This window comes from Niveibacterium umoris (assembly GCF_014197015.1).
Taxonomy (GTDB): domain Bacteria; phylum Pseudomonadota; class Gammaproteobacteria; order Burkholderiales; family Rhodocyclaceae; genus Niveibacterium; species Niveibacterium umoris.
Map to the genome: position 1 here is coordinate 1,162,172 of NZ_JACIET010000002.1, position 19,904 is coordinate 1,182,075.

Sequence of the window (19,904 nt, forward strand, 5' to 3'; positions counted from 1 at the left end):
GATGGCAAGCGCAACCTCCAATGTGTTTTCGGTGCTGGTCAGCCCGGCCGCGACTTCGATCTGGTCCGACGAAAACGTCCCCGGCAGCTTCGATGCCGCAAGCGATACTTGGACGCCCGGGCGTGGTAGCGACGGGCGGGTGACGAAAGCCAGCTGGGCTTTGGTGCCCTTCGACCGTTGGGTGCGGGTCGCCGGAACGCGCATGGATGCGCTGGGTGCGGTCGTCGCGGCGGCGATGCCGAACTGGGCCGACCGCGGAACGCAGGGCTGGAACGGTGTACTCAAGGCCTGGTCCGGCATGGCGGTGGACGCGAGCCGGCCGCGCGCCTTCTTCTTCGGCGGCGGTCATCACGACTCCAGCAACAACGGTGTCTACCGCCTTGACCTGAACAAGATGAGCTGGGCGGTGGAGAAGCTGCCGACCGATTCCACCAAGTTCGACTCGCGCTACAACACGAGCCAGAACGGTAGCTTCACGGTGTACCCCCCGGCGCAGGAATACCAGACTGCCCACCCCAACGATACCTCGGTCCTGTACGACTGCTTCTATCCCTTCGCCCCGAACGAGCCCACCGCGCGACACACTTACGGTAGCCTGGTCTACAACCCGCAGCGCAATGAGTTGTTCATGGGCTGCCGCCGCATGTGGCTGTTGAGTCTGGATTCGGGCCAGTGGTCGGTGACCAATCAGCGCGCGGCATTAGGTGCGACGAGCGAAGCTGGCGAGAACATGTTTGCCTGGTGGGATCGATTTCGCGGGCGTTATGTTATCAACGCCACGCAGAACGGCAACGCCGGGCGAAACTTTGAGTTTGACCCGGCGACCCGCACCTGCGCCTGGTCGTCGGTCAACCTGAGGGCGGCGGATTACTACTGGGCGACCGCGGCCTGCGAGCATGACGGGGTGATCTACGCCTACTGCCGCCCGGACAGTCAGCGTACCGCTGAACTACAGGTACTTGACATCCAGTCCAACGTTGCGACGGTCAAGGCGATTACTGGGGTCAGCAACGATACCTATTCCGGCGACTTCTATGATGGCGGCAGCCTTACCTACGTCCCAGAGCGACAGAAGTTGCTCAGCGCCTCGCTCTCGGTTGCGCTCAAGACGATGCGCCTATACTGGATCGATCCGGGCAGTGGTGTCATGAGTGTCGCGAGCGAACCTGGCAATCTCTATCCGAGCCCGGCCGCGTATGTCGAGACGAAGATGCAATACATCTCTCAACTGCGTGCTGTCGTGTACATCGATAGCGCCGACAACGACCTGCGTGTCATGCGCGTAGGCTGACGCGCTCCGTGCAGACCGCCTCCAGCCGGGCGGACAAGCCAGCCCGCGACTGAGCGCTCGTCGCGCGCCGGCCTGAGGCCGACACAGTCTTTGCAATCCGGCGGCGTCGGGTCTAGCTTGGATGAACTGACTCTGCGCGGAGCACCACATGCTCAAGGGCGACGCCCCGGCTTCAACGATCTCGGCCAGTGCCGGCAGGCGAGCTTCGTCACGCGCCATCTTGCTGGGGGTGAGTCTGGCGTGGCTGGTCGTATGCAGCGCGCTCGGGCTTAGCCAGTCGCTGCGCCCCGACCCTTTTGTCGCGCCGGCCTTCATGACGCTGGACTGGTGGCGCTATCCGGTTGAGCGCCACGCGCCGCTGAGGCTGCCGCTGATCGGCGGGGAGTTGCGGGGGCTGCAAGTCTCGGCCGACGGGCTGCACATCTGGGTGGTTGGCGATCGTGGCCTGGTGCTGGTGTCCGAAGACGGTGGCACGACCTGGCAACGTCGTGCGCTTGAATCACCCGCCAGCGCTGGCGTGCCCCCGCCGCCCGTGCCGGCAAAGGCCTCGGCATTCCGCCTGATCTCCGATGCGCAGGCCGCGCTGCCGGCCGAGAAGGGCTACGACCCGAAGCTTCAGTCAGTACGGCCGGCCGACAATGCCTTCGACCCCAGGACGCAGACAGCCCGACCCGCCGTTTCCAACGCCGCTGCGCAGAAAACCGACACGCCGCAACCTGCAAACGGCATCACTGCGCCCGTGAATGCGCCCGCACTCGATGGTTCGATCGACCTGCTGGGCGAGTCACTCGGCAGCCCGGCGTCACCAAACGCAGCGCAGAAGCAGGCGCCCAACCGCGTGACGCCGCCAAAGGACGCGCCGGCACAAGACACGGCAGCAACCCAGACGCCGGCGCAGCAGACGGTTCCGGACAAGGCGGCGCCTCCGCCACCCGCGCCGGCGGCCGATCTGTATGCAGTGAGCTTCGATGAGGCCGGTCGCATCGGTCTGATCGGCGACGCGCAAGGCGTGCTCCATGGCACGCGCGATGGCGGCGAGAGCTGGCAAGTGGTCACACGCTTCGAGGGGGCGGTGCTCGCCGTGGCGATCCTGCAAGATGGCCGTCAGCTGGTCGTTTCGCGACGCGGTACGCTTTACCAGTTCGATGCGACAACCGGGTCGTGGCGGGTGCGCGCGGATCTCGGCCCGCTTGCCGACGCGGCGATCGACGCCGCCAGCGGGCGGGTGCTGGTGGTCACTGCGGCGGGCGGCCTCGCCGATAGCAGCGATGGTGGCGCAACCTGGCGCGAATCCGCCGCGCCACTCCAGGGTCGCGGGCGGGTGCTGCAACTGACGGCGCGCAGCGAGATCTGGGGCGGCGGCAGAGGCGTGTGGATGACGCATGCGGGCGACACGCCGTTGACGCTCGGTGCGCCGGTCGGCGTGCCGGTGCCCGACGTGCTGCTGCATGCCGTAAGGCGCGGCGCGGACGCGGAGTACGCGGCGGGCGAACAGGGCAGCATCTTCAAACGGCGGAATGCCTTCGAGCCTTGGCGGCCCGTGTCGAGCGGCCGTGCCGGGGCGCTCCGCGACGTGCGCCTTGCGGCCGGCGGCGCCGGGACGGCGATCGGGCCTGGCGCGATTCCGTTCGTGACACGCGACGGCGGCCAGACGTGGACGCCCCTCGGCGCGCAGCATCAGCGTTTCCCGGCGCCCTGGCTGTGGCTGGCGTGGCTTATCGGCCTCACGGGTCTGGTTGCCGCAGCGCTGCGTCGCCCGCCGCCGCAATCGGCAGGGGTAACCGAAACCGCCGCGGATGCCTTCGTCTCCGACAAGCCGCTCGCTGCGGTACGCGAAGACCGGCTGGATTTTGCGCCACTCGCCTGGGGCCTTTCCGCTTTCCTGCGCAACGAAAAGACCGATGCGCCGCTGACCATCGCGATCACCGGCGACTGGGGCAGCGGCAAGAGCTCGCTGATGGGCCTGCTGAAGGAAGATCTCGCCCGCTTCGGCGTGCGCAGCGTCTGGTTCAACGCCTGGCATCACCAGAAGGAGGAGGCCCTGCTCGCCGCTTTGCTGACCTCGATTCGCGATCAGGCGATTCCGGGCTGGTTCACGTTCGAGGGGTTTGAATATCGGATACGGCTGCTATGGACACGGGGCCGCCGCTACTGGCCCTTGTCGCTCGCGGTCGCGTTTTCGATCGGTCTCTTCGGCTGGGCGCTGACCCACCCTGGCACGGTGCTCGACAACTGGTTCACGCTCGCCGACGACCTCTGGTCCGCGTTCTCCGATGACAAGAGCAAGCCGGATCCGGACTCGCTGATGGCGCGACTGCGTGCGACCGGGCTCGCCGCTGGCGCGCTCGCGCCGGTGATCGGCGCCTTGCTGCGGATGCGGGCCTTCGGCGTTGATCCGGCGGCGCTCGCGGCGTCGATTTCGTCGCGGGCTTCGGTCAAGGATCTGGGCTCGCAGGCGAGCTTCCGGCAGAAGTTCGCCGAACAGTTTAGCGAAGTCACCGAGGCGCTTGAGCCGCGCACGATGCTTGTGCTGATCGACGATCTGGATCGCTGCAAACCCGAGGCGGTGCTGGAAGTGATGGAGGCGGTGAACTTCCTCGTTTCTTCCGGCCGGGTGTACGTCGTACTGGGCATGGCAAGGGCGCGGGTCGAAGCCTGCGTCGGGCTCGCCTTCGAAAAGGTCGCGCACGAACTGGTCGAGGCGGAGAGCGCCAAAGCGGTGATCGAGTTGCCGGGCGAGGACAAGGACGCGCGGGCGCGCCGCATCCGTCGCGAATACGCGCAGCAGTACCTCGAAAAGCTGATCAACATCGAAGTGCCGGTACCCAAGCTCGACCCGCAGCGCAGCGCGCACCTGCAGGACGAAGAGGGGGGCGAACGGCTCGCTTTGGAATTGCCGGCGACGCTGCGGCGCGTCTGTCGCCTGTGGCCGGCGCTGGTCGGCGCCCTCGCGATCTTTGCCGGGGCCTGGCTGGGCTCGCATCTGCCCGTCGCGGTACAGCGCAAACCTGTGCCGGTGGTGCAGACGACACAGGGGCCCGCGGTGGGTGCCGTGCCCGAAGTCGTGGCGCAACCGGGCACAGCCCAACCCGAGGTGGCCAGCCAGGAGGCGGTGTACTTCATTCCGGCCGAAACGACCGGCACGGCACCATGGTTGCCGGTGGTCTTGCTTGTCATGGTCGGCACGATCGTATCGCTCGCGCTGGTGCGGCGGCCGAGTCCGGTGGTGCGCGATTCGGACGCCTTCCGCAAGGCGCTGGAGATCTGGAACCCGGTCGTGGCCACCGCGCTGCGCACGCCGCGGGCGGTCAAGCGCTACCAGAACCGCGTGCGCTACATGGCGATGATGGCGCGCAATACCCGCCGCGCGTTGACCCTGCGCGACGAATTGCGGATGTGGCTGCTGCGACGCAAGGACCCCGGCGGCGCTGCCCCGGTTGGCGACCCTTCACCCGAACTCGTCGCAATTGGTGCGCTCGACAAGGCGCTGCCCGGCTGGGAGAAGTCGGCCAGCCTCAAGGACGCCGTCTCCGCGCTCGAACAGGCCGATCTGCGCGATGCGCTGGCGGCTGCGCTGAGCGCGCATCAGCAGCGTTTCAGCCTTGAGGCGGTGGTGCGTTTCGTACCGCAGTTTCGCCGTATCGCCAGTGGTGTTCGGATCGAGGGTGCAGCAGTCGAGGGCCTGCGTGCCGTGCCATCCGGGAGCGCCGCCTAGCCTTGCCGCTTGCCCGCGCTGTCTTACATCTGACTGTTGACCTCGCTTAAGTCAGGCCACATCACGCAGGCATATCGTCAGCGCAACGGTGTTTCGTCATCACGCCAACCGGCGCCTGGCGGATCGACCGTCAGTGACGCTCGCACGCGCCGGGGCCTTGCCTCGCAAATCCGCCCCCTCACGTCCAACGCCAGGACGGCCAGATGGTGTCAGGTGCCCTTCAGGGAGAGGGAGCCATGACCACCTATGTTTATTCGTTCGAACGCGGCGACGGCAAGAACAAGATGCTGCTCGGCGGCAAGGGCGCGAACCTTGCCGAGATGACGCAGATCGGGCTGAACGTACCGCCCGGATTCACGATCACCACCGAAGCCTGCCTCGCCTACCTCGAACACGATGCGCTGCCCGATGGCGTGATGGACGAAGTACGCACCGCGATGTGCGAACTCGAAGAGAAGACCGGCCGCGGTTTCGGCTCGAAGACCAATCCGCTGCTGGTGTCGGTGCGCTCCGGCTCCGCGATGTCGATGCCCGGCATGATGGACACCATCCTCAATCTCGGCCTCAATGCCGAGACACTGGAGGGGCTGATCCACCAGACCGACAACCCGCGCTTCGGCTACGACGCGTGGCGTCGTTTCATCCAGCTCTACGGCAAGATCGCCCTCGGCGTGCCGGACGAGTTGTTCGACGAGGCGATGAACGAGCTCAAGCAGAAAGTCGGCGCCAAGCAGGACGTCGATCTCACCGGGCCGCAGCTCAAGGAGCTCGCGCAGTCCTACGTCGGCATCGTCGAGAAGCACACCGGTCACCCCTTCCCGACCGATCCGATGCAGCAGCTGGAAATGGCGATTGCCGCGGTGTTCCGTTCGTGGATGGGCAAGCGTGCGGTGGACTACCGTCGTCAGTTCAAGATCACGCCCGAGATGGCCAACGGCACCGCGGTGAACGTGTGCACGATGGTCTTCGGCAACATGGGCAACGACTCGGCGACCGGCGTCGGTTTCACGCGCAATCCGGCGACCGGCGAGAACGTGATCTTTGGCGAATACCTTACCAACGCGCAGGGTGAAGACGTGGTCGCGGGCATCCGCACACCGAAACCGATCGCCGAGATGGCGCTGGAAATGCCGCGCCTGCACGCGGAGTTGATGGACCTGCGCAACAAGCTCGAACGCCACTACAAGGAAATCCAGGACTTCGAGTTCACGATCGAGAAGGGTCGCCTGTACGCGCTGCAAACCCGCAACGGCAAGATGAACGCGCGTGCGATGGTGGTGACCTCGGTCGAGATGGCCAACGAAGGCGTGATCACCCGCGAGCAGGCGCTGCTGCGCGCCAACCCGGCCCTGCTCGAACAGCTGATGGTGCCGACGCTGGCGCCGGGCTCGAATGCGGTGTCGCTTGCGACCGGCTTGCCGGCATCGCCCGGTGCGGCGTCCGGCCGGGTGGTGTTCGACGCGGATACCGCCGAGGCACGCGGCAAGCTGGGCGAAAAGATCATCCTTGTGCGCGAGGAAACCAAACCCGAAGACATTCACGGTTTCTTTGCCGCAGAGGGCATCCTTACCGCGCGCGGCGGCAAGACATCACACGCGGCAGTGGTTGCGCGCGGCATGGGCAAGCCCTGCGTGTCAGGCTGCGCGGCGATCCAGATCGATGTGCATGCGCGCAAGGCGCGCGTCGGTGAAGCTGAATTCGTCGAGGGCGATGTCATCACGATCGACGGCACCACCGGCAAGGTCTACGCCGGGCGCATCCCGACCGTCGAAGCCGAGTTCTTCGGCGAGTTGCAGACCCTGCTCGAATGGGCAGACGAAGCCGCAACGCTGAAAGTGCGCGCCAATGCAGACACGCCGAACGACGCGGCGCGCGCCAAACGCTTCGGTGCAGTAGGCATCGGGCTGTGTCGCACCGAACGCATGTTCAACGATCCAGGCCGTCTGCCGGTCGTGCAGGAAATGATCCTTGCCGACACACCCGAAGAGCGGCAGTCCGCGCTCGATCGGCTGCTCCCCTTCCAGCGCGAGGACTTCAAGGGCATCTTCCGCGCCATGGCCGGCCTGCCGGTGACGGTGCGCCTGCTCGATCCGCCGATCCACGAATTCCTGCCGACTGCATCGCAGCTTGAGTTCGAGATCGACCACCTGCGCAACCTCAAGCGCGCGGTACGTGGCATGAACGAGTTGCCCGAAACGCTGCGCATGCTCGACCCCGAGCTGCACCACGCCTATGTCGACAGTCTTGACCACCTCAATGCCAACCTTGTCGAGTACGAGCACCAGCACCGCTTCGACGCGCTGATTTCGCGGCGCGAGGCAATGCTGCGCAAGGTGCATGCGCTGCACGAAGTGAACCCGATGCTTGGCCACCGTGGCGTGCGGCTCGGGCTGACGAACCCCGAGATCTACACGATGCAGATCCGCGCGCTGTTTGAAGCGGCGGCAGGTTGCATGCGCGAAGGCGTGACGGTCAATGCGGAAATCATGGTGCCGCAGGTGTGCACCCGCGAAGAACTTGTCCGCGTAAAGGCGATCTTCGATACCGAACTCGACCGGGTGACGGCGCTGTTGGGCGAACGTCCGCATGTGCGTTTCGGCACCATGATCGAAGTCGTGCGCGCCTGCATGCGCGCAGGCTCGCTGGCGCAGATTGCCGAGTTCTTCAGTTTCGGCACCAACGACCTGACGCAGGCCACCTTCTCGTTCTCGCGCGAAGACGCAGAGAACAAGTTCCTGCCCTTCTATCAGGAAACCAAGATCCTGCGCGAAAACCCGTTCGAAGTACTGGACGTGAAAGGTGTCGGTCGGCTGATGCAGATGGCGGTGCAGTGGGGCCGCGAAGTGCGGCCGGATCTCAAGGTCGGCATCTGCGGTGAGCAGGGCGGGCAGCCGGATTCGGTGCGCTTCTGCCATGCCATCGGGCTCGACTATGTATCCTGCTCCGCCCCGCGCGTGCCGATTGCGCGCCTTGCGGCGGCGCAGGCCAAACTGCGCGAAAAGGAATACAGCACCACCGTGTTTGACTAGTTCCGATTTTGGGTAGGAGAGCAGGGGCGGCACCGGCGCAAGCCGGGTCGCCCCTTTTTTAGGTGCAAGGGGAAAGGCAGCCACCGATCTTGCGGCCGCACCGGCGCATGTGTGACGATGGTGCGCCGGTTGTGGCTGCGCCGTCATCATTGATGCAAATCATCCGGCCGTGAGGACAATGCGGAAGCGTATTGAATGGCGGTTCCGTCCTTGGTGTAATCCGGAAACAATCAAAAACGCTAAAGGCCACACCATGCGATGGAACGCCGGCGCAAGACTGATACTGATGATCGGGCTTGCCGTAATGAGCGTCTCCGCTTTTGCGGAGTCCGAGGAGCCCAAAGGTCCTTCGCCCGCCATGCAGGAGAAGATCCGCAAGGCCAACGAGGAATGCTTCTCCTGCCACAGCGCCGAGGGGGTCAAGAACCCGCCCAAACCCGGCATGGACCTGAAGAAACTGCGTACGCTGATTCGAGACAAGGAAGCCTTTCATGGCTCCGATCACCAGCGCCTCGCCTGCACCAAGTGCCACAACGAAGGCTACGACGAGCATCCGCACGCGCCCGACGCCAAGGACAACACCAGCAGTTGCCCGGACTGCCACCAGAAGAAGGCAGACCACGCGCAGGAACAATTCGACAAGTCGGTGCATGCGAAGAATCTGGCCGAGAAGTTCACCTGCACGACCTGCCACAACCCGCATGTGATGCGGATCGCCAAGAAACTCGTCGACCCGAAGAAGATCGTCGCGCAAGACAACCGGATCTGCCTGGGTTGCCATGACTCCGACGAACGCTTTGCGCAGTTCGCGCCCGATGGAAAGAGCCGCCCGGCAATCGATGACATCCATGCCTGGTTGCCGAACGCGCGCATACACTGGAAGGCGGTACGCTGCGTGGAGTGTCACACGCCTGAGGTCGCTGCCGACGAGCCGATCTCGCACGAGATCCTGGACAAGAAGCGCGCCGAGAAGCGCTGCGTGACCTGCCACTCGCGCGACTCCGCGTTGATGGTTCGCCTGTATCGTCACCTCGCGGAAGAAGACCAGAAGAAGTACGGATTCGTTAACGGCATCGTCCTCAGCAACAACTACGTGATCGGTTCAACGCGCAATCCGCTTGTCGATACGCTGATGGTCGGTCTCGCTGTGCTGACCCTGGGCGGCGTGCTCATCCACGCTGCATTGCGCGTTCTCATGCACTACCTGCGCCGGAGCAACAACAAATGACCGAAGAACGCCGACATGATGATCGTCGCCAGCGCGAACGCCGTTTCGGATCGAGCCGCTACGGATCGCGCCGGACCGATGACGAAGGCGGAGTCCACATCTACATCCTGCCGAAGTGGGTCCGTGTCTGGCACTGGACGAATGCGATCCTGATCATCACGCTGATCGTGACCGGCGTGAGCCTGCACTTTGCCGACAGCAAGGTGCCGCTGGTCGAATTCCCCTTGGCTGTGCGCATCCACAACATTGCCGGGGTCGCGCTGGTGCTGCTCTATACCGGCTTCGTCATCGGCAATGCGCTCACCGGAAACTGGTGGCAGTTCATTCCGAAACCGCCCAACGTCTTCCAGCGTTGCGTGAATCAGGTGCGCTACTACATGTGGGGCGTGTTCAAGGGCGAACATGAACCGTATCCCGTTACCGAGGACGAGCATTTCAACGCGCTGCAGTCGCTGACCTACTGGTTCGTGATCTACATGGTGCTACCGGTAATCGTCGTGACCGGGCTGATCTTCCTTTACCCGCAGTTCGCGCCGGCCCGGATGTTCGGCGTCGATGGACTCTTCACGATTGCAGTGCTTCACTACATGTCGGCAACCGTGATCGCGGCCTTCATCGTGGCGCACATATACCTTTGCACCTTCGGAAAGAAGATTTCCTCCACTTTCAAGACCATGATCACCGGCTGGCACGAGCACTGACCGGTACCTTGGCTCAACCACCTACAGGAGAGCGGTATGAAAATGAATCTGATCGCAGCAGCGCTGGGACTGACCGGCGCCCTTCTGGTGTCGCCGCTGGCGAGCGCCGCCGATGCCGATGCCGCACAGGCGCTGGCCAAGAAAGAGGGTTGCCCGAAGTGCCACGCCGTCGATAAGAAGAAAGAGGCCAAGTCCTTCACCGAGATCGGCAAGAAGTACGCCGCGAAGGCCGATGGCGAGAAGAAGCTGATGGAGCACCTGACCTCCGGTGAGAAGGTCAAGATGGAAGACGGCACCGAAGAAGAGCACAAGATCATCAAGACGAAGGATGTCGACCAGCAGAAGAATCTGGTCGGCTGGATCCTGTCGCTCGGCAAGTAAACGTCACGCCTTTCATGCCGGCTGTGGGCCGGCATGTCGTGATGCCCAGACAACGCCACCCCGAGCGGGTGGCGCTTGTTCTTGTGGAGGCAGAGAGTTCATGGAAACAGAGAAGCGGGTTGTGGCCCTGCGGGGGCGGTTGGTGTTCGCGCAGCATCGCGAATTCAACCAGGCGGTGGACGAGGCGCTGGCGTCGGACGCCACCGAAATCGTGCTGAATCTGCGCGAGGTCGACTACCTCGACAGCGCAGCGCTTGGCATGTTGTTGCTCGCCCGCGCGCGCGCCAAAGAAGCGGGCAAGACGATCTCGATCGAAGGCACGCAGGGCCTCGTCAAGCAGGTATTGCAGATCGCCAATTTCCAGAACCTGTTCTCGATCAGTTGATTCGCGTCGCGAGGCGCTGGCTGCATGCACGCGCTGCGCCTCGCGGGTTGCTTCTGCGGTGAAAAACCGCCACCATGCCGCCCCTTTCGGCCATGCCTTCCCGGCGTGGCATCAACTGGCGGGTAAGCAGACGTGGGCACGGCTTTCAAGGACGCGACAACGGAGTACAAACTGATCGAGCTGGCGCGGGTAGTCTCGGATCCAGACCATCCCCGGCGGCAGTGCGACGAGACCGGCCTGAGGCGTCTGTCGGAATCGATTGCCGAATTCGGCTTGATCCAGCCGATCGTCGTGCAACCTGCCGACGCCGAGGGCAAACATCGCATCATAGTTGGTGAGCGTCGTCTGCGCGCCGCCAACCTCGCAGGGCTGACCGCCATCCCGGCGCTGGTACACCGCTGCGAGCCCGGCGAGGCGCTGGAGATCCAGGTCTTCGAAAACCTGGGGCAGGGCGTTCGCCTGCCGCTTGCGCCGCGCGAAATGGCGCACGCCCTCAAGGCGATCGCCCGTGGTTTCGAATCGCCTGACGCTGCCGCCGAGCGATTTGGCCAAGACGCCGATTGGCTGGAGCAAAAGACCGCACCGGCCAATCTCACCCCCAAGGTAGAAGCGCTGCTCGATACCGGCCGCGTCAGCAGTTGCACGACTGCAGTGCAGCTCGACAAGCTTGCGCGCAAGAATGAGGCCCGCCTCGACGCCTTGGTCGCAGAACTCGAAGAAGGCGAAAAGCTGCCCAAGGCGCGTATCGAAGAGGTCTTGGTGGCCGAAGGGGTGAAGCGTGCAAAGAAGAAGCCGGACCCCGTCGCCGAACCGGTTGTGGTCGAAGCATCGGCCGTGATGGCGGCGCCGGCAGTCTCGAATCCGGCTGCGCGCCGCGTGAATCCGGGAAAGGTGCGGATGGTGGCCCAGATCCTGGGCATCGACGATGGTGACGAAACCTTGGTGCTGGATCGTCTGATCGACGAATTCCTCGCGATCAAGGGCGAAGGTACGCCGCCCTTCTGATGCCGCGCTAAAGTGAGCATGCGCGCGCAGACTCTCCGGCGCGCGAACCGAACGAAGCAGACCGACTCATGCGTATCGAAGACATTCGCACGCGTCTCCTGGCAGGTGGCGCAAAGGCAATTCACGAGCAGCGTGTGCTGCGTGCTTGGGTCAATGCACAGCCGATCGGCAGCGGCCCGCACAAGGCCGAGGATTTCCTTCCCCTGGCACTGCGCAATGACCTACCCGCGTTGAGTGCAGAACTCCAGGCGCTCGCCCGGCTGCGGTCCGAGCATCCCGGCGAGGACGGCTCGGCCCGATTGCTGGTGGAACTTGCCGACGGGCAAACCGTGGAAAGCGTGCTGCTGCCGCGCGACGGGCTGTGCGTGTCGACGCAGGTTGGTTGCGCGGTTGGCTGCGTATTCTGCATGACCGGGCGTGACGGGCTGCTGCGCCAGCTCGGCAGCGCCGAGATCGTTGCGCAGGTGGTGCTCGCGCGCACCCGGCGCTTCGTCAAGAAGGTTGTCTTCATGGGCATGGGCGAGCCGGCCCACAACCTGGACAACGTGCTCGAAGCGATCGACCTGCTCGGCACGGCCGGCGGTATCGGGCACAAGAACCTTGTTTTTTCGACGGTCGGCGACCATCGCGTGTTCGAGCGCCTGCCGCAGGGGCGCGTCAAACCGGCGCTGGCCTTGTCGCTGCACACCACCAAGGCGGATCTGCGCGCAGAACTGCTGCCGCGCGCACCGCGCATCCACCCGGCCGAACTGATCGAACGCGGGGAACGCTATGCGCGTGCAACCGGCTATCCGATCCAGTACCAGTGGACGCTGATTGACGGCGTGAATGATGGCGACGACGAACTCGAAGCGATCGTGAGGCTGCTCGCGGGCAAGTACGCCATCATGAACATGATCCCCTACAACACGGTGCCCGAACTGGCGTTCAGGCGGCCGGACTGGGCGCGTGCGACGCAGATCGCCCGCAGCCTGCATCAGCGCGGCGTGCTGACGAAACTGCGCAATTCGGCCGGGCAGGACGTGGATGGTGGCTGTGGGCAATTACGCGCGCGAGAGATGGCGAAAGGGCGTGAGGCCCGTGCGCAGCGCATCGAGGCGAAGCGGGTGCTTGTGGTTCCTCGCGTGTCCTAGCCGACGTGCGAGCGCCCAAAAAATCGGGGCCGGTGTGGCATAGCCACCCGGCCCCGGCGCTTTCTGGTGCTGCGGGCGGTCAGAAGCGATAGCGCAGCGACACGCTGACGACATTCACATGGTAGCTCGGCGACTCTTCGCCAAACGCGACCAGGTTGGGCACGCTGGTCGGCGTGACGCCGTCGTTGTGCCAGTCGCTGGAACGGAAGTGCTCGTACCAGTAGCTGCCGTTGATCCACATGTTCTCGCGGATGCGGTAGTTGGCGTAGAGCTTGACGGTGTCCTGTTCCGTGGTGGCTGCCGGGAAGCCGGCGTCGGTACCCACTCCGGAAAGCGCCACGTCGCTGTGCGTCTTGGCATACGCCCAGTTCGCGCCGAGTTCGAGCGCGCCGCTGATTGCAGTTTGCTTGAGGCCGACACCGAAGACGTCACTGACGTCCTCGTTGTAGGCAGTCCAGTTTGCGAACGTAGCGGTGGAACTGCCTGCCTGTGTCGAACGAACCCGCTCGCTCTGCGCGAAGAACTGGATGCGCGTGTTCTCGCCCAGCGCCGCAGACACATCGCCACCGTAGCTGGTGCTCTTGCCTTCGGTCAGGCCGACGCTGGAGTGACGATAGTCATCCATCGAGTAGTCGCCGAAGAGTCCGATCGTGATGCCTTCGATCGCCGTGATGTCCGCGCGCACGCTGCTGCTGTCGCGCCACCGATCGGCCAGGTTGTACTTGCGCATGTACGGGTTTTCGGCCGGCGACACCCAGGTGGCGGAGCCGTAGCCGGAGTTCTTGCGTTCGCCATGGGCGAGCTTGACCGCCAGCGAGGCGTATTCCTTCATCTGGAAAACGAAGCGGCCCCACAGCGAGCCTTCCCGCGTATAGACCGTATCCTGCAGGGTCCGCATGCGGTCGTCTTCCTGGAAGCCGATGCTCGCTTTCAGCCAGTCGAGGCCGCGATAGTCCGCGCTCGCCTTGTACAGATCCTGCTTGAACGAGAAGGGCTGGTTCTTGCGCACGGTCGTGTCGACAAACATGTCGGTGGCGACCACCGGCCAGGCGAGGCTTGGCGTGCGGTTGTCGTGGCCGTTGTGCGCGTAGCTGCCGCTGATCCGGAACTTGTCGCTGATGTCGTAGGCCAACCGCACACTGCTGTTGTAGGTATTGACCTCACCATTGAGCGAATTCGCCGGCATCGCCGGAAGCGTGGCGAGGATTGCCGCATTGGTGGTGGGTGACAGCAACGATGCGTCTTGTGTCATGCGGCCCCAGGCGATGTCGCCGCTCGCATGCAATTGCGGCAGGATCGTGTAGGTGCCGTTGGCGAAGAACTGGTGGAACTGGTTGTCCGGCGCCAGCGCCAGTTGCCCGCTCGTGGCACCGGCGACGACCGGGTTGAACGGGTTCGCCCAGGTCAACGATGCGTCCGAGTTGCGGAAGATCGAGCCGTAATAGCCGACGGTGCCCTGCCACTTGGTTCCGGTGTAAGAGGTGCTCACCTCGATCTGGTCGGTGGTCTGATCGACCGGGGCGACGAGTTGCGAGGCGCTGGAGAAAAACGAGCCGGAACTGCGTTTGGTGCCGTCCTTGGTGTCGTGACGCACGCTGATCTTGCTCGTCCAGTTCTCGCCAGCGAACCAGGTGCCACCCAGGTCAATCGTGCTGCGCTTGAAGCCGATGTCCACCGCCTGCAGGGCGCCGGCCGGCATCGATGCGCTGGTCGCGATCGGGAAGCCCGCCGGCAGCGTCTGTGTGCCACTTCCGTTGCCAATGAAAGGGGTCTTGGCGGACCCGGTCAGGTAGTGGGGGAGTTCATCGTAGCCAAAGCGCACCGAATAGACCCCGGCCTGGCCACCCTCGGCCTTGATCGAACGCACATCGATGCCGAGGTCGGTGGCAGTCACCGAACCGAAGCGGCCGTTGTCGTCACGGTACTCGGCCGAGCCATTGATGACGGCATAGGCGCCTTTCTGATCGAGGCCGGTGTAGTCGCCGAACTTCTTCGAGTCTTCGGAGACGTAGCCGACGCCGGCATCGATTGCCGCGGTGGTCGCCGCCTTTTCGAAGGGACAGGATTCGCACTTCCACTGGGAGGGGTCACCGGCAACGGCGGTGCCGCTCACTACCGACAGCGCGCCCAGGGCGCACAGCAGGAACAAAGGGCTGAAGGTTTTCATTGTCGCGTCCGTTCTCGGTGAGAGTTTCCGCTAGCGTTATCGGGTGGCGATCGCAGGCGTCGATTACCGCAGCAGCTTGTTGCCGCTGGGGTGGTTCGAACCATGGACCTGCGTATGGCAATTCGTGCAACTGCCGGCGACGACGAAGATGGCGCCCGTTCCGCCATTGGCGGGCAACGCTGCTCCCGTGCGCGGGACTGCCGGATGGCCAGCGACCGAGTGGCATTCCTGGCACAGCGATGGGGTGCTCTTGTTCAGCAGGGCGGTGCGCACTGAGCCGTGGCTGGTGTGACACAGCGAGCAGTCTTCGGTGACCGGCGCGTGCTCCCACATCAGCGGGCCACGCTTCTCGGCGTGACAGCTGTAGCAGGTCTGGTTCAGCGTCGGCTTTTTCAGCAGGGCCTGGGTCGCGGTGCCGTGCGTGTTGTGGCAGTCGCTGCACGCCATCTTGCCGAAGCGAACCGGGTGCGACGAAGTCTTCTGGAAGTCGGCGCGCTGCTTCTTGTGGCAGGTGAAGCAGACTTCGGACTCAGTCTGTTTGACGAGTACCGGATCCTTGCCCACATGCAGCTTGTGGCAGTCGGTACACGCGAGCTGGTTGCGGTCGTGTACCTCGGCATGCCACGCGTTGCGTGAGCGATTCAGGTGGCACGACAGGCAGACCTCGTTGCGTTCGGCCACCGGCATCCACGAATTAGCCTTGAGGCTGTTGATCGTCTCGGTGCGCTTGCTCTTCTGCGTTGAATGGCGGTCGCCCGGTCCGTGGCAGGCTTCGCACTGCATGCCCTTCTGGCCGAACGGGCTGTGCGCGTTCTTGGGGTTGCCGTGCTTGCCCTTGAAGATGCCAGCGGTCGTGAAGTTCGCCGTATCGCTGTCCGCGTCATGGCATTCGAGACAGGTGTCGGCGCCCTTTGCGCTGTACTGCGTGCCGGGGCTGGCGACGGCGGGCGCAGCAGCCTTGGCGGCCGGTGCGGCTTCGTCCTCGGCCAACGCGGCCAGGCACAGGAATCCTGTCGCCGCCACAATCGCCGAGGAGAGCACGAATTTTGCGATGTTCATCGATGTCTGCCCGTTCGTCCTGGTTCGTCTTGTTCCGATAAGGCTCGGTCTAACCTTTGGGAGTCGGCGCGGTCTTCTGGACCGCGATGATCCGTCGCTTGTTCGCGACGTAGAGGCCCGTGGGCAATCCCGCCTTGGTGACGAGGTCCGTCTTCGTGAGCAGCGGGCGCGCCTTGATGATGCGGTCCGCTTCCACGTCGCCGATTCCGTAAAGGGTTTTCAGTTGCGCCTTGCTTGCGCTGTTGATGTCGATCAGCGGCGCTTGTGCGGCAGGCTTGCTCTTGGTCGCGACAGAAGGATGCCCGGAAGGCACCTGACCTGCTGACGCACCGCCAGCCGCTGCCTGGCATGTGTTCGCCGCGAGCAGGACGGCCCCGGCAAGGATCATGCAATGCCTTGCGTTCGCCGAAGTCATCTGGTTCCTCGCCATGGTCTTGTGCTTCCTCGCGTCATGCCCCGGGAACCCTTGCGGTTTCCCGGGTGCTGGCGCCTGTTCTGGCTTTTCTTGCGGCCGCTGGCTGCGACCGCTCCCCCTTCACTGACCGGGGCGTGCATCGCTGCAAGCGCCCCGGCTTCCCCCTGGTGTTACGGCTTGACGTGCATGGCCTTGATATCGGCGATGCGTCCGGTTGCATGGCAGAGCATGCAGGTTTCCGGTGTCGCCAGTGCGGTGCTGCGCGGTTTGTAGATCGATCCGCCGTTCTGTTCCATGTGCGTCTTGGCCAGGTCGGAGTCGTGGCAAGCGAAGCACGCGGTGGTGATCGGCGAGATCACCAGCGTCGTCGGTTCGGCTTCACGACTTGCACCAGCGGCGACGGAGTAGAACGTGCCGGTCGGCGAACACGCATTCGATGTCGTCAAGCCTGCGTTGTACGTGAATCCGACCCCGTAGCTGTTGATCGCGGCTGCGGTGGAAGTGGCCACATACGGTGACAGACTGAAGACTGACAGCGCGGTACCGGTTGATGGCGTACCGGCCACGCATGACGTGCCACTGACCTTGTAGCCGGGGATTGTTTCGCCGCTGGCCGGGTAGATTCCGGCGCCCACGGTGCGATACAGCCTGTTCGGCAAGGAGCTGGAGGTCGTGCTGAAGTCATAGGTGCCCGGCAGGTGGCAGGTCTCGCAGTCCTTCAGTACGCCCGGGTAGCCCACATCCGCGAACGATTCGGTCGTGGTCGAGGCATGCCAGGTGAACTTGTTCGACCGCTTGGCGCCGGCGTGGATGCCGTGGACAAAGCTGGTGGAATCGGCGGACCAACCGCTGCTGGTCTGGTTCGGCTTGTGGCACCAGGAGCAGGTCGAACCATCGTTACGCTGGCCAGCGTGGAACGCATCTTCGGTGAAGGTGCCGAGTTCCTGGTGGCACGCGTTACAGCGCTTGTCTTCCACCACCGTGCGACGACCGGTGTAACCGGTGGCCACCTTCTGCACGTTCGGCGCGATGACGATCAGGCCGCCCTGCTTGTTGGTCTGCCCGGTTGCAGTTGCTGCCGTGACCGGGTAAGCCGCCAGATTGGTCTGCGTCAGCGGCAAGGTGCTGGTGACGTTGTAGGTATAGCCCAGGCCGCCCGTCAGCATCACTGCGTTGTCCGGTACGGTGACGCCAGTGAGTGTTGCCGTGTAGTAGCCATTGGCGTCCGGGCCCGTCAAGGTGCCGGCGCCGGTACCACTGGTCGCGGTGCCGTTCCAGAGTTTCTTCAGCCAGCCGGAAGCCGAGACGTTGAAGTCGGCCGGCGCGGTGATGCCGTCCTGGGGTACCGCATACACGAAGTAGACGCTGGGCGCGCCCATGAAGTTGTCCCAGATTTCCTTGTCGCCGGTTGCCGGGTTCGGCGTGGTCGAGGCCAGCACGTTCAAGTCAGCACGCGCGCCGTTCTGCAGCATCCGGAAAACCATCACCGGCTGCTTGCTTGCATTGCGCGACACGCTCTTGATGTCGTAGGTGACCTTGATTGCGCCAGCCGGCAGGCGGCTGGTATTCGAGGCGATCCAGGCAGAGTTCGTGTTGGTGTTGCCGCCGGTGACGGCGAGCGCGTTCCCGGCATTGGGCGGTGTGACTGGCGTATGCGCGAGGTCGACCGTGTCGGGCTTGTGGCAAGTCGCGCACAGTGAATCGTCGGCCTGCGGGCCAGCCGGGTGCGCATAGCCGCTCGGTCCGGTGGTTGAGGTCAGACCCTTTGCCGCATCTTCCAGCGTCACGCCCATGCCAGTGGCGAAGTTGATGCCGTCGTGGCAGGCCCCGCACGCGAGCCGGTTCGGCACGTTCTTCCAGTTGTCACCTTGAGCGGTCAGCGCGGTCGACGTTGCCGATCCATCGTGGCACTTGGTGCAGTTGCGGATGTCCTGCGGATAACCCACTTCGTTCGGCAACACGCCCGCGTAGTTGTAATTCTTCTTCGCCAGCAACGAGCCATTGTGGATCTTGTGGATGTAGTTCGGCAGGTTGCCCACGGCACGGCCGTCGACCTTGTCGGTGGCGGAGGTGAAGGTCAGCGTGGCGTCGATCGTCGCTTCGGTCTTGCCGTACTTACGTTGCTCCGTATGGCAGACGACGCAGTACTGCACGTTGTTGCGGTTGCCGCCATGGAAGCCGGCGGCGGAGCTCTGCGCGCTGTCACCCGGGATGCCGCCGAGCTGGCGGTGACACTCGTTGCACTTGGCGGTAGCGACGATGTCGCGACCCGAGGCAGCGACCTTGGCTCCGGTGGCTGGAACGAAGTCGTAGATGACGTCGCTCGGGTTGGTCATCGGCACTGCCGGATAGACCGAAGCCGCACCCGTCGGCGTGTTGCTGCCCGTACCTGGTGCGTTGCCGGAAATCTGGATCGTCAGGCGGTGGACCAGGCTCGCGTCGTAGGTCAGATCGCCAAGATCATCCTTGTTGTTTGGCGCGGCTACCGTCATCGCGGCGACCTGATCCTTGATCTTGGTGATGTCGCGATAGAACGTGTAGGTGTAAGTGCCGTCCTTGTTGTCGACCAGCGTACCGGTGGTGTCGGTACTCGGTCGCGTCGGGGCGGCTGCTGCGGTGGTGGTCGGCACGGTGGTGACGATGTAGCTGACCCACTTGGCCGGCGCGCCGTTGGTGCCAGGCACCAGCTTCGCGATCGAGAAGGACAGGTTGGTCAGACCGGCCACCGTTGCGGTGCTGCTCTTCGAGGTGTTGCCCAGTCCGATGACCGGGTAGCCGTTGGGGTCGGTGACCTTGAAGCTGACCACCGGCGGGCTCGAAATGGTCACGCTGGTCACGGTGACCTGCGGGGCCAGCGAGGCCCACGCGGCGGAGGAAGCATCCGTCGGGGTCGTAGCGTTGCTCGCGATCGTCCACACGCCTGCGGACGGGCCGGTCGTGCCACCGCCAGGACCCGACGGGCCCGAGGGGCCTGCAGGGCCTGCAGGGCCGGTTGGGCCTGCGGGGCCGCTGTCGCCGCCGCCACCGCAACCGATCAACAGCGTTGCCAGCAAACCTGCGGCGACGTAGCCGAGCCAGGTGCGGCCTTTATTCTTTTCCATGAATCTTCTCCCCGACGTGCACCAAAGAAATGGAACACAAGCTGCGACGATCAGCGGGTCGGCCCTGTGGACCGGCACTTCCCCTTCCCCGCTCGTGGCCCCGAATTTACGAGTAGATACAACTACGGAACTGATCTGGATCAGATCTGTCGAAAGCCGCCAATTCACTAAATTCCGGCTTATGCAGGCATTTTGTGAGCCAGACGAACTTTTGCCGGTGAATGTCCGCGGAACCCCCGTTACGCGGCTGTCCGGCGCAATCCCGCTCGAACCCTTCTCTGATATGGGATAGAC

The 19,904-nt window shown here is 64.2% G+C and carries 13 protein-coding genes; 9 read left to right on the plus strand and 4 right to left on the minus strand.

Features of this window, described 5'->3' with window-relative positions:
* The first annotated feature begins 1 nt into the window (after nt 1).
* The 9 genes from GGR36_RS17350 (at nt 2) to GGR36_RS17390 (ending at nt 12,868) form a co-directional block, all read left to right on the plus strand.
* Nucleotides 2-1,291, plus strand: a complete 1,290-nt coding sequence (locus GGR36_RS17350; RefSeq protein ID WP_183636036.1) for a hypothetical protein — start codon at nt 2-4, stop codon at nt 1,289-1,291.
* A 148-nt stretch (nt 1,292-1,439) separates the two neighbouring features.
* Nucleotides 1,440-5,006, plus strand: a complete 3,567-nt coding sequence (locus GGR36_RS17355; RefSeq protein WP_183636037.1) for a P-loop NTPase fold protein — start codon at nt 1,440-1,442, stop codon at nt 5,004-5,006.
* Between the two features lie 236 nt (nt 5,007-5,242).
* A complete protein-coding gene (ppdK, locus tag GGR36_RS17360; RefSeq protein WP_183636038.1) occupies nt 5,243-8,035 on the plus strand; it encodes a pyruvate, phosphate dikinase in 2,793 nt (930 codons plus the stop codon).
* A gap of 253 nt (nt 8,036-8,288) precedes the next feature.
* Nucleotides 8,289-9,263 carry a cytochrome c3 family protein gene (locus tag GGR36_RS17365; protein WP_221229598.1) on the plus strand — a complete coding sequence of 325 codons (975 nt, stop codon included), beginning with the start codon at nt 8,289-8,291 and terminating at the stop codon, nt 9,261-9,263.
* The gene (locus tag GGR36_RS17370) at nt 9,260-9,964 is read left to right on the plus strand and encodes a cytochrome b/b6 domain-containing protein (RefSeq protein WP_183636040.1); all 705 of its coding nucleotides are present in this window, start codon (nt 9,260-9,262) and stop codon (nt 9,962-9,964) included. Before GGR36_RS17365 ends, GGR36_RS17370 begins: the two co-directional genes overlap by 4 nt.
* A 36-nt stretch (nt 9,965-10,000) precedes the next feature.
* Nucleotides 10,001-10,345, plus strand: a complete 345-nt coding sequence (locus tag GGR36_RS17375; protein ID WP_183636041.1) for a c-type cytochrome — start codon at nt 10,001-10,003, stop codon at nt 10,343-10,345.
* 100 nt (nt 10,346-10,445) lie between these two features.
* Nucleotides 10,446-10,730, plus strand: coding sequence for an STAS domain-containing protein (locus GGR36_RS17380; RefSeq protein WP_183636042.1), 285 nt, complete (start codon nt 10,446-10,448; stop codon nt 10,728-10,730).
* Between the two features lie 132 nt (nt 10,731-10,862).
* Nucleotides 10,863-11,735: a ParB/RepB/Spo0J family partition protein gene (locus tag GGR36_RS17385; protein WP_183636043.1), complete on the plus strand. Its 873-nt coding sequence runs from the start codon at nt 10,863-10,865 to the stop codon at nt 11,733-11,735.
* A 68-nt stretch (nt 11,736-11,803) separates the two neighbouring features.
* Entirely contained in the window at nt 11,804-12,868 is a 1,065-nt protein-coding gene (locus GGR36_RS17390) for an RNA methyltransferase (protein ID WP_183636044.1), read from the plus strand.
* 79 nt (nt 12,869-12,947) lie between these two features.
* On the opposite strand, the gene GGR36_RS17395 is transcribed toward GGR36_RS17390, so the two are convergent.
* The 4 genes from GGR36_RS17395 to GGR36_RS17410 form a co-directional block, all read right to left on the minus strand.
* Nucleotides 12,948-15,035 carry an MtrB/PioB family decaheme-associated outer membrane protein gene (locus GGR36_RS17395; protein ID WP_183636045.1) on the minus strand — a complete coding sequence of 696 codons (2,088 nt, stop codon included), beginning with the start codon at nt 15,033-15,035 and terminating at the stop codon, nt 12,948-12,950.
* Nucleotides 15,036-15,098: 63 nt separating this feature from the next.
* Nucleotides 15,099-16,094 (minus strand): DmsE family decaheme c-type cytochrome, encoded by a 996-nt coding sequence (locus GGR36_RS17400; protein ID WP_183636046.1) that lies wholly within the window; start codon nt 16,092-16,094, stop codon nt 15,099-15,101.
* A gap of 49 nt (nt 16,095-16,143) precedes the next feature.
* Nucleotides 16,144-16,482, minus strand: a complete 339-nt coding sequence (locus tag GGR36_RS17405; RefSeq protein WP_183636047.1) for a ComEA family DNA-binding protein — start codon at nt 16,480-16,482, stop codon at nt 16,144-16,146.
* A gap of 197 nt (nt 16,483-16,679) precedes the next feature.
* Nucleotides 16,680-19,610, minus strand: a complete 2,931-nt coding sequence (locus GGR36_RS17410) for an OmcA/MtrC family decaheme c-type cytochrome (protein ID WP_183636048.1) — start codon at nt 19,608-19,610, stop codon at nt 16,680-16,682.
* Nucleotides 19,611-19,904: the final 294 nt, after the last annotated feature.

Excerpts from the sequence above, each read along its gene's own strand:
- GGR36_RS17350 (WP_183636036.1), top strand. The coding sequence starts at position 2 with ATGGCAAGCGCAACCTCCAATGTGTTTTCGGTGCTGGTCAGCCCGGCC.
- GGR36_RS17355 (WP_183636037.1), top strand. The coding sequence starts at position 1,440 with ATGCTCAAGGGCGACGCCCCGGCTTCAACGATCTCGGCCAGTGCCGGC.
- ppdK (WP_183636038.1), top strand. The coding sequence starts at position 5,243 with ATGACCACCTATGTTTATTCGTTCGAACGCGGCGACGGCAAGAACAAG.
- GGR36_RS17365 (WP_221229598.1), top strand. The coding sequence starts at position 8,289 with ATGCGATGGAACGCCGGCGCAAGACTGATACTGATGATCGGGCTTGCC.
- GGR36_RS17370 (WP_183636040.1), top strand. The coding sequence starts at position 9,260 with ATGACCGAAGAACGCCGACATGATGATCGTCGCCAGCGCGAACGCCGT.
- GGR36_RS17375 (WP_183636041.1), top strand. The coding sequence starts at position 10,001 with ATGAAAATGAATCTGATCGCAGCAGCGCTGGGACTGACCGGCGCCCTT.
- GGR36_RS17380 (WP_183636042.1), top strand. The coding sequence starts at position 10,446 with ATGGAAACAGAGAAGCGGGTTGTGGCCCTGCGGGGGCGGTTGGTGTTC.
- GGR36_RS17390 (WP_183636044.1), top strand. The coding sequence starts at position 11,804 with ATGCGTATCGAAGACATTCGCACGCGTCTCCTGGCAGGTGGCGCAAAG.
- GGR36_RS17395 (WP_183636045.1), bottom strand. The coding sequence starts at position 15,035 with ATGAAAACCTTCAGCCCTTTGTTCCTGCTGTGCGCCCTGGGCGCGCTG.
- GGR36_RS17400 (WP_183636046.1), bottom strand. The coding sequence starts at position 16,094 with ATGAACATCGCAAAATTCGTGCTCTCCTCGGCGATTGTGGCGGCGACA.
- GGR36_RS17405 (WP_183636047.1), bottom strand. The coding sequence starts at position 16,482 with ATGATCCTTGCCGGGGCCGTCCTGCTCGCGGCGAACACATGCCAGGCA.
- GGR36_RS17410 (WP_183636048.1), bottom strand. The coding sequence starts at position 19,610 with ATGGAAAAGAATAAAGGCCGCACCTGGCTCGGCTACGTCGCCGCAGGT.